The sequence below is a fragment of the Kribbella sp. NPDC055110 genome (assembly GCF_053607525.1).
In genome coordinates this window covers 102,560-111,406 of sequence record NZ_JBSGTS010000026.1, presented here as the reverse complement: position 1 = coordinate 111,406, position 8,847 = coordinate 102,560, and the positions used below count along the sequence as shown (strand labels likewise).

At 70.0% G+C, this 8,847-nt stretch carries 9 protein-coding genes; 2 read left to right on the top strand and 7 right to left on the bottom strand.

Going from position 1 to position 8,847, the window contains the following annotated elements; genetic code table 11:
- Nucleotides 1-138 precede the first annotated feature (138 nt).
- The 5 genes from fabF to ACWF0M_RS31015 all read right to left on the bottom strand — a co-directional run bounded on the left by fabF (nt 139) and on the right by ACWF0M_RS31015 (nt 5,463).
- The gene (fabF, locus tag ACWF0M_RS31035) at nt 139-1,374 is read right to left on the bottom strand and encodes a beta-ketoacyl-ACP synthase II (RefSeq protein ID WP_452239274.1); all 1,236 of its coding nucleotides are present in this window, start codon (nt 1,372-1,374) and stop codon (nt 139-141) included.
- A 140-nt stretch (nt 1,375-1,514) separates the two neighbouring features.
- Nucleotides 1,515-1,763, bottom strand: a complete 249-nt coding sequence (locus ACWF0M_RS31030) for an acyl carrier protein (protein WP_130446978.1) — start codon at nt 1,761-1,763, stop codon at nt 1,515-1,517.
- Nucleotides 1,764-1,856: 93 nt separating this feature from the next.
- Nucleotides 1,857-2,852 (bottom strand): beta-ketoacyl-ACP synthase III, encoded by a 996-nt coding sequence (locus ACWF0M_RS31025; protein ID WP_452239273.1) that lies wholly within the window; start codon nt 2,850-2,852, stop codon nt 1,857-1,859.
- 124 nt (nt 2,853-2,976) lie between these two features.
- Entirely contained in the window at nt 2,977-4,170 is a 1,194-nt protein-coding gene (locus tag ACWF0M_RS31020; RefSeq protein ID WP_452239272.1) for an acyltransferase domain-containing protein, read from the bottom strand.
- Nucleotides 4,171-4,248: 78 nt separating this feature from the next.
- Nucleotides 4,249-5,463, bottom strand: a complete 1,215-nt coding sequence (locus tag ACWF0M_RS31015; protein ID WP_452239271.1) for a PucR family transcriptional regulator — start codon at nt 5,461-5,463, stop codon at nt 4,249-4,251.
- Nucleotides 5,464-5,578: 115 nt separating this feature from the next.
- Between ACWF0M_RS31015 and ACWF0M_RS31010 the strand changes: the two genes are divergently transcribed.
- Nucleotides 5,579-6,622, top strand: coding sequence for a PHP domain-containing protein (locus ACWF0M_RS31010; RefSeq protein WP_452239270.1), 1,044 nt, complete (start codon nt 5,579-5,581; stop codon nt 6,620-6,622).
- Complete coding sequence (locus ACWF0M_RS31005; RefSeq protein ID WP_452239269.1) at nt 6,619-7,626, top strand: pirin family protein; 1,008 nt, start codon at nt 6,619-6,621, stop codon at nt 7,624-7,626. The genes ACWF0M_RS31010 and ACWF0M_RS31005 overlap by 4 nt, the downstream gene beginning before the upstream one ends.
- On the opposite strand, the gene ACWF0M_RS31000 is transcribed toward ACWF0M_RS31005, so the two are convergent.
- Together ACWF0M_RS31000 and ACWF0M_RS30995 are read right to left on the bottom strand one after the other, a co-directional pair.
- Nucleotides 7,601-8,125 carry a hypothetical protein gene (locus ACWF0M_RS31000; RefSeq protein WP_452239268.1) on the bottom strand — a complete coding sequence of 175 codons (525 nt, stop codon included), beginning with the start codon at nt 8,123-8,125 and terminating at the stop codon, nt 7,601-7,603. The genes ACWF0M_RS31005 and ACWF0M_RS31000 overlap by 26 nt on opposite strands.
- Nucleotides 8,126-8,160: 35 nt before the next feature.
- Nucleotides 8,161-8,802 (bottom strand): TetR/AcrR family transcriptional regulator, encoded by a 642-nt coding sequence (locus tag ACWF0M_RS30995; RefSeq protein ID WP_452239267.1) that lies wholly within the window; start codon nt 8,800-8,802, stop codon nt 8,161-8,163.
- Between the last annotated feature and the right edge of the window lie 45 nt (nt 8,803-8,847).

Below are 8,847 nucleotides of genomic sequence, written 5' to 3'. Positions count from 1 at the left end.
GTCATGGGGCCTCCCGGCCTGGACTGAGGAGTGTAGGGAGCGAAGCGACCGGAGCGACGAGGGAAGGCCGGGAGTTACAGCCCCATGACCAGCCGCGACGGAGTCGCGGCATCAATGCAGTCATGGAGCCTCCAGGGACTACAGGGTTTTGAAGGCGATGGCGGCGTTGTGGCCGCCGAAGCCGAAGGAGTTGTTGAGTGCCGCGATGTCCCCGTCGGGCAGCTTGCGCTGCTCGGTCGCGACGTCCAGGTCGATCTGGTCGTCGAGCTTGTCCACGTTGATGGTCGGCGGCGAGATCCGGTTCTTCAGGGCGAGCACGGTGGCGACCGACTCGACCGCGCCGGCGCCGCCGAGCAGGTGACCGATCATCGACTTCGGCGCGGTGGCGACCGCGTGGTCGGCGTCCTTGCCGAGCGCCTGCCGGATCGCGATCGACTCGGCGATGTCGCCCTGCGGCGTCGAGGTGGCGTGCGCGTTGATGTGGAAGATGTCGGCCGGGGTCAGGTCCCCCTCGGACAGCGCCCGCTGCATCGCCCGCCGCGCACCGGAACCGGTCGGGTCGGGCTGCGCGATGTCGTGGCCGTCGGCGGAGATCCCCGCACCCGCAAGCTCGGCGTAGATCTTCGCGCCGCGCGCCTTGGCGTGCTCGTACGACTCCAGGATCAGGATCCCGGCGCCCTCACCGAGCAGGAACCCGTCGCGGTCCACGTCCCACGGACGCGAGGCCTTCTCCGGGTCGTCGTTGCGCTTGCTGAGCGCCTGCATCATCCCGAACGCGGCCAGCGGCAGCGCCATGATCGCGCCCTCGGAGCCACCGGCCACCACCACGTCCGCACGACCGAGCCGGATCTGGTCCAGGCCCAGCCAGATCGCCTCGTTGCCGGAGGCGCAGGCCGAGACCGGGGTGTGCACGCCGGCCTTCGCGCCGAGCTCGAGGCTCACGTACGCGGCGGACGAGTTCGGCATCAGCATCGGGATCGCGAGCGGCGACACCCGGCGCGGGTTCTGCAGCAGGGCGTCGTAGTTCGAGAGCGTGGTGTGCAAGCCGCCGATCCCGGAGGCCACCGCCACGCCGAGCCGCTCCTTGTCGAGCCCGGAGTCCTCCAGGCCGGAGTCGGCCCAGGCCTCGCGGGCGGCGACGACGGCGAGTTGCGCCGTACGGTCCAGACGGCGGGCCTTGACGCGCTCGATCACCTCGGTCGGCTCGACCGCGACCGGTGCGGCGATCTGCACCGCCAGGTTCTGCACCCACTCGTCGGTCAGCCGCCGTGCGCCGGAGCGACCGGCCAGCAACCCTTCCCAGGTGCTGGTCACATCGCCGCCGAGCGGAGTCGTGGCTCCGAGTCCGGTGATGACGACTCGGGTCTTCGACATGGTTACCTCATCCTTCACATGAGCGTTCTGCGGTTGGGAGCGAGGGGTGTGTACTGCGTTGTCGCGGTACGGGCGTGGTGCTCATCGGACCGCGTTCACGGCCCGATGAGCATCCTGGCCAGCACGGGTGACGGCGTACGTCAGCCGTTCTGGGCGCGCTCGATGAACGCGACCGCGTCGCCGACGGTCTTCAGGTTCTTGACCTCGTCGTCGGGGATCTTCACGTCGAACTTCTCCTCGGCGGCCACCACGACCTCCACCATGGAGAGCGAGTCGACGTCGAGGTCGTCGGTGAAGGACTTGTCCAGCTGGACGTCCTCGACCGGGATGCCGGCGATCTCGTTCACGATCTCGGCGAGGTTGGAACGGATCTCTTCGGTGCTGGCCATGTTCTCTGGTTCCCTTTCGGATTTCTTCTGGCTTTGTCACAGCCGGGTGCGGCCACCTGAGCCGCCCCCGGACAACTATGGACTACTCGTGACTCATGGCAGCCGGATGACCTGGGCGGCGTACACCAGCCCGGCTCCGAAGCCGATGATGAGGGCGAGGTCGCCGCTCTTGGCCTCGCCGGCCTCGCGCATCGCGGTGATCGCGAGCGGGATCGAGGCTGCCGAGGTGTTGCCCTGGCGCTCGATGTCGCGGGCGACCTTCACGTGCTCGGGCAGCTTCAGGGTGCGGCGCATCGCGTCGGTGATCCGCATGTTCGCCTGGTGCGGGACGAACAGGTCGAGCTGCTCCGCCTTCACACCGGCCACGTCCAGCGCCTGCTGCGCGGCCTTGGCCATCGCGAACGACGCCCAGCGGAACACCGGGTTGCCGTCCATCGCCAGGTGCGGCCAGTTGGACTCGGCGACCGCCTCCTGCCACGACTCGGTCTGGCTGATCACCTGGTGCTGCGTGCCGTCCGAGCCCCACACCACCGGGCCGATGCCCGGCTCGTCGGTCGGGCCGACGATCGCGGCGCCGGCGCCGTCGGCGAAGATGAACGCCGTACCGCGGTCGGTCCGGTCGGTGATGTCGCTGAGTCGCTCGACCCCGATCGCCAGCACGTACTTCGCGCTGCCGCCGCGGACCAGGTCATTGGCCATCGCGACGCCGTAGCAGAAGCCCGCGCAGGCCGCGGAGATGTCGAACGCGGCCGCTGTCGGGGCGCCCACCTCCACCGCGATCCGGGTCGCGATCGCCGGCGTCTGGTACAGGTGCGTGACGGTCGCGACGATCACGCAGCCGATCTCGGACGGGTCGATGCGTGCGTCCGCGAGCGCGTCCTTCGCGGCGTTCACCGACATCATCAGGACGGTCTCGTCGTCGCTGGCCCAGCGCCGCTCCTTGATCCCGGAGCGGGTCTGGATCCACTCGTCGCTGGAGTCGATCTGCTCGAGGATCTCGGCGTTCGGCACCGCCCGCCGCGGCCGGTACGACCCGATCCCGAGAATCCCGGCGCAGGTCGCCCCGGACGAGGGCGTGATGGTGGTCATGGGGCCTCCCGGCCTGGACTGAGGAGCGGAGGGAGCGAAGCGACCGGAGCGACGAGGGAAGGCCGGGAGTTACAGCCCCATGACCCTGCCGGTGCCGAAGGCCCGGCCAAAAGCACAGCGGTGATCATGCGTAGCCTCCGGCGGGGTGCAGGCGGACGAGGGGCTGGCCCGGCGCGACCGGGTCGCCTTCTTCGACGAGCCACTCGACGACGATGCCGCCGTGCGGCGCGGTCACGTCGACCTCGTCCCGCAGGCTCGCCACCTTCGCGACGACCTCACCGGCCTCGACGGTCGCACCGGTCTCCCGCAGTACGTCGACCTTGCGAGTGAAGGTGCCCTTGATCGGGGCGACCAGCAGGCGCCAGGTGGGGGAGGCGTCGATCTCGGACGGGCTGCCGTGCTTGTCCACGAACGCGCGGGCGTCGTCGAGCTGGTCCGGGGTCTTCAGCGCGAACGTCTCGACACCCTTGAGGGCGCGCCGCGCGATACCGGTCAGCGTGCCGGCCGGGGGCAACTCCAGGATGCCGGTCACCTCGAGCTCGGCCATGGTCTGCATGCACAGGTCCCAGCGGACCGGCGAGTTCACCTGGGTGACGAGCCGCTGCAGGACGTCCCGGCCGTCGTGGACGACATGGCCGTCGCGGTTCGAGATCAGGCGGGTCCGCGGGTCGTGGGTGCTGATCGCGGTCGCGTACTTCGCCAGCGTCTGGACCGCCGGCTCCATGTGCCGGGTGTGGAACGCACCGGCCACCGACAGCGGGATCAGCCGGGCCTTCGCGGGCGGATCGGCGGCCAGCGCAGCCAGCTCCTCGACGGTGCCTGCGGCAACGATCTGACCGGGGCCGTTGTCGTTGGCCGGGGTCAGGCCGTGCTCGGCGAGCTTGGCGAGGATCTCGTCGCGGTCGCCGCCCAGCACCGCGATCATCGAGGTCGGCGTCAGCGCGGCCGCGGCGGCCATCGCCTTGCCGCGCTCGCGGACCAGGACCATCGCCTGCTCGGCGGACAGGACACCGGTGCCGGCCGCGGCGGCGAGCTCACCGACGCTGTGGCCGGCGACCGCGCCGACCTTCGTGAAGGCGTCGGCCGGGTGCGGGAAGACCGCCAGCGCGGCCAGCATGCTGGAGGCGACCAGCAGCGGCTGCGCGATCGCGGTGTCCCGGATCGTGTCCGCGTCGGCTTCGGTGCCGTAGTGGGCGAGGTCGAGACCGGCGACCGCGGAGAGCCAGTTCAGCCGGCTCTCGAACACGGGATCCGCCAGCCACGGCTCGAGGAATCCTGGGGTCTGGGCACCCTGACCGGGCGCGACGATGACGAGCACGGGTCCACTCTCCCTCAGCCGGGCCTGTCGTGAGCGGAAGGGCGAGCACGAATTCTCCGGGGCCGGTTTGTGGAGATCCTACAAAACGGAGCTTCCGGGCTCGGGATTGAGCAGGCGACCCAAGGTCAGTGCGACACGCAACGTGAAACTGTCGCGGGGGTTGAGCGGGTTGTACCCCGTGATGTCGGCCACACGCTTCAACCGGTACCGGACGGTATTGGCGTGGATGAACATCGCCCGGGCCGTCGCCTCGATCGATCCGCCGGAATCGAGGTACGCCGAGACCGTGTCGAGGAGCGCGCCATCGCCCACGGTGAGCGGGCCGTAGACCTCGTTCGCGAGCTGCCGCCGCGCGTGGCCGTCTCCGGAGAGTGACCGTTCCGGGAGCAGCTCGTCGGCCGGGACCGGCCGTGGAGCACCCGGCCAGGCCGCCGCGGCGCGCAGCCCGGCGACCGCGGCGCGGGCCGAGGTCACGGCCGACATCAGGTCCTTCACGACCGGCCCGACCACGATCGGACCGGGTCCAAACCAATGCGCGAGTTTTTGTACGATCTCCACAGGTTTGCTCGTACCGCCGAGTACCACCACCAGGCGGTCGCCCTGGATCGCGCACAGAGCGTCAGCACCCGCCTCGCGGGCCGCGTGCCGGACCAGGTCCGCGACGGACGAGCCGGCGTTGCTTGCTTGGTCCGGTTCGGCGGCGGGGGCCCGGCCGACCACCACGGCGACCTCGGCCGCTCCCGTCGTACCGGCGGTTCCGGTCCAGCCGAGGGCGGAGGCGCGGGAGCGGACCGACTCATCGGCCTCGCCGCGGATGACGGAGTCGACGAGGAGGGCCTCCAGGCGGGCGTCCCAGGCGCCGCGCATCTCGGCGGCCTGCGCGTAGACGGTGGCGGCGGCGAACGCGACTTCGCGGGCGTACCGCTGGATGGCCTCGTGGACGATCGGCACGTCGTCGGGCGGGAGCAGGGTGCCGATGGTGTTCTCGATGGTCTCGATCGTCGTCCGCACCAGGTCGACGGTCTGGTGCAGCGAGATCACCCGGGTGAACTCGCGCGGCGCCGAGCCGAAGATCCGGGTCGGCATCGAGGAGTGCGCGTCGGGGTCGCGGAACCACTCGACGAACGCCGAGATCCCGGACTGCGCGACGAGCCCGATCCACGACCGGTCCTGCGCCGACAACTTCCCGAACCACGGAAGCTTCTCCTCCATCGCCGCCATCGCCGCGGTGGCGAGCGCGCCGGTCGCCCCCTGCAACCGCTCCGCCCGCGCCAGATGCGCACCCTTCGCCACGGACCGACCATAGACCCCGGACCGCCCTGCAGGCAGAACCACCCAGATCGCCCTGCGGAGGACCCTTTTACGAGGTTCTGCCTGCGTGGCGGTCCGCCCTGCCATGATTGGCACCATGACCGACAACGCGGGCGTGGCGGACGCTGTAGCAGCCTTGCGGGCGATCGGGTACTACCTCGAGCGCGATCGGCAGCCGACGCACCGGGTGAAGGCGTACCGGCGGGCGGCCGACACGATCGCGGCGTTGCCGGCCGCCGAGGTGCGGGCGCGCCGCCGCGCCGGGACGCTGACCGAACTGCCGGGGATCGGCCCGAAGACCGAGGCCGTGATCATCGAGGCGATGGACGGCGAGACCCCGGCGTACCTGGTCAAGCTGGAGGGCGCCGCGGGTGAGCTGACCGGCGCGGGGCAGGGGCTGCGCGCCGACCTGAAGGCGGACCTGCATCTGCATTCGGAGTGGTCCGACGGCGGCAGCCCGATCGAGGAGATGGCGCGTACGGCGCATCGCCTCGGCCACTCGTACATCGCGCTCACCGACCACTCGCCGCGGCTGACCGTCGCCAACGGCCTGTCCCGCGAACGGCGGCTGCAGCAGCTCGAAGTCGTTGCCGAGCTCAACAAGAAGCTCCAGGACGAGCTGGACGGCTTCACGATCCTGAACGGTATCGAGGTCGACATCAACGAGGACGGCTCGCTCGACTGCGACTCCGAGATCCTCGCCCGGCTGGATGTCGTGGTGGCCAGTGTGCACTCGAAGCTGCGGATGGCGTCCGAGCCGATGACGGAGCGGATGGTCCGCGCGATCGCCAACCCGCACGTGGACGTCCTGGGGCACTGCACCGGCCGGCTGATCACCGGCGCTCGCGGGACCCGGCCCGAGTCGGAGTTCGATGCCGAGGTGGTGTTCGAGGCGTGCCGCCAGTTCGGTACGGCGGTCGAGATCAACTCCCGTCCTGAACGCCTCGACCCGCCCAAGCGGCTGCTCTCGATGGCGGTCGCGATGGACTGTGTCTTCTCGATCGACACCGACGCGCACGCGCCCGGCCAGCTCGACTGGCAGGTGTACGGCTGCGAGCGCGCCGAGGACTGTGGTGTGACGGCGGATCGCGTCATCAACACCTGGGATCAGCAGCAACTCGCGGAATGGACTGCATCATGAGCGACTTGGAGAAGGACCCGGCCGAGGTCGTAGGCACCGGGGACTGTGAGGGACCTGCGCTGGAGATGCTCGAGGCGCGCGACGTCGTCCTCGGGCGGACCACGAAGGTACGGCGGCTGCTGCCGAACAAGAACCGCCGGATGGTCGGCGCGTGGTGCTTCGTGGACCACTACGGGCCGGAGGACCTGACGCAGCGGGTCGATTCGTACGACGTACCGGGGGAGCGCGGCATGCAGGTCCCGCCGCATCCGCACACGAGCCTGCAGACGGTCAGCTGGCTGTTCGAGGGCGAGATCGAGCACCGCGACAGCGTCGGATCGCACGCGTTCGTCCGCCCGGGTGAGCTGAACATCATGACTGCCGGCAACGGCATCGCCCACTCGGAGGTCTCCACCCCGGACGCCCCGCCGCGGCTGCACGGCGCTCAGTTGTGGGTCGCCCTGCCGGACGACGTCCGTACGACGACCCCGCCCGCCTTCAACGCGTACGCCGACCTGCCGCGGCTGGACCTCGACGGCGCACAGGTGACGGTGATGGTCGGTACCGTCGACGGTGTCACCTCACCCGCCCCGGCGTACACCCCGCTGGTCGGCGCCGACGTCACGATCGAGCCGGGGCAGTCACTTGACCTCCCGCTCACCGCCGCTTACGAGTACGCCGTCCTCGTGGTCGACGGATCGCTGACGGTCGGGGAGCTGACACCGGGGTTCGGCGAGATGACCTACTTCGGCTCCGGCCGGGACGCGATCGAGCTCGTTGCCTCGGGCAATGGTGTGCGGTTCCTGCTGCTCGGCGGCGAGCCGTTCGAGGAGGAGCTGGTGATGTGGTGGAACTTCATCGGCCGCTCGCACGAGGACATCGTCGCCGCGCGGGACGCCTGGCAGGCCGCGATCGATGCTGGCGGCAACGACCGGTTCCCGATGGTCCCCGGGTACGACGGCGACCCGCTGCCGGCGCCGCCGCTGCCCGCGACCACGCTCAAACCGCGACCGCGGTCGCGCTGACCCGGCGCCGGTAGTAGGCCCAGGTGACGATCAGCAGCGCCGGGCCCCAGAGTTGGAGCGGCGCGTAGCAGGCGATCATCAGGGCCGCCCATGGCGTACTGGCGAACGGGATGAAGTCGTTCGTGAAGACGTCGCGGAAGCCGTACGTCCAGATCGCGATCAGGGACAGCGATCCCAGGACGGCGGGCACGATCGCGGCGTACGGATGGACCCGCCGGCCGCCGATGAACGGGATCCAGCGCGGCGCGACCTCACCCCAGCGGCTGACCAGGCCCAGTGCGGTCAGGGCGACCAGTTCGGAGAAGATCGACAGCGAGACGACGTACACCTTGGCGCCGATGCCACCGAGGTGCGCGAGGTTGCCGTTGTCGTCCAGCATGCCCATCGACGATCCGAACACGAGGCCCAGCCGCCAGAGAGCGGACGGCAAGGTCAGGAACGGGATCGCGTGGGCGAGGACGTAGGCCCAGCGGGGGACGGGACGCTCTGTTGTGCTCACGGTCCGAGCATCCGGCCTACCACCCCGGCGGCACCTCACCCGTCGGAGTGAAGCTGCTCCCTCCGAGGACCGATCCCTTGTTCCAGTACGTCGAACGCGCGGTCGATGACGGCCTCCTGATCGCGGCGGACCTGCTCGACGTCGTCACCGGCCACGATCCGGCCGACCGCGGTGCGGAAGATCGTGGTGATGGTCGCGGTCAGCAGGTTCGCGACCAGGCGTGCGGAGAACTCGTCGCCGCTCTCTTCGGCCAGTACACCTGCCAGCATGTCGCCGATCTCGTGTTCCTGCTCGACCATGCGGGACATCAGGGCGGGGCTGGACTGCAGCACGTACCAGAACCCGTGTGCGCCGGCGATCGCGCCGGACAGCGGGTGCCCCGCGGCGAGCAACTCGTGGTGGTAACGGCGCATCGCGGTGGCGACCGGTTCGCCGGCCGGCCGGTCGCGGACGATCGCCTCGAGTTCACGGAGCCGGTCGAGGTGCCGGTCCAGATACAGGTCCTCTTTGCGCGGGAAGTAGTTGAAGACCGTCATCTTGGACACGCCGGCCGCTTCGGCGATCTCGGCGACCGTCACCGCGTCGAACCCGCGGGTCACGAACAGGCCGGTGGCGACGTCCGCGATCATCCGCCGGGTCGCCTGCTTCTTGCGTTCGCGCAGTCCTTGCTCCGCCATGACGAGAATTATACTGGACCAAATTTTATACTCGGTCTAAGATTC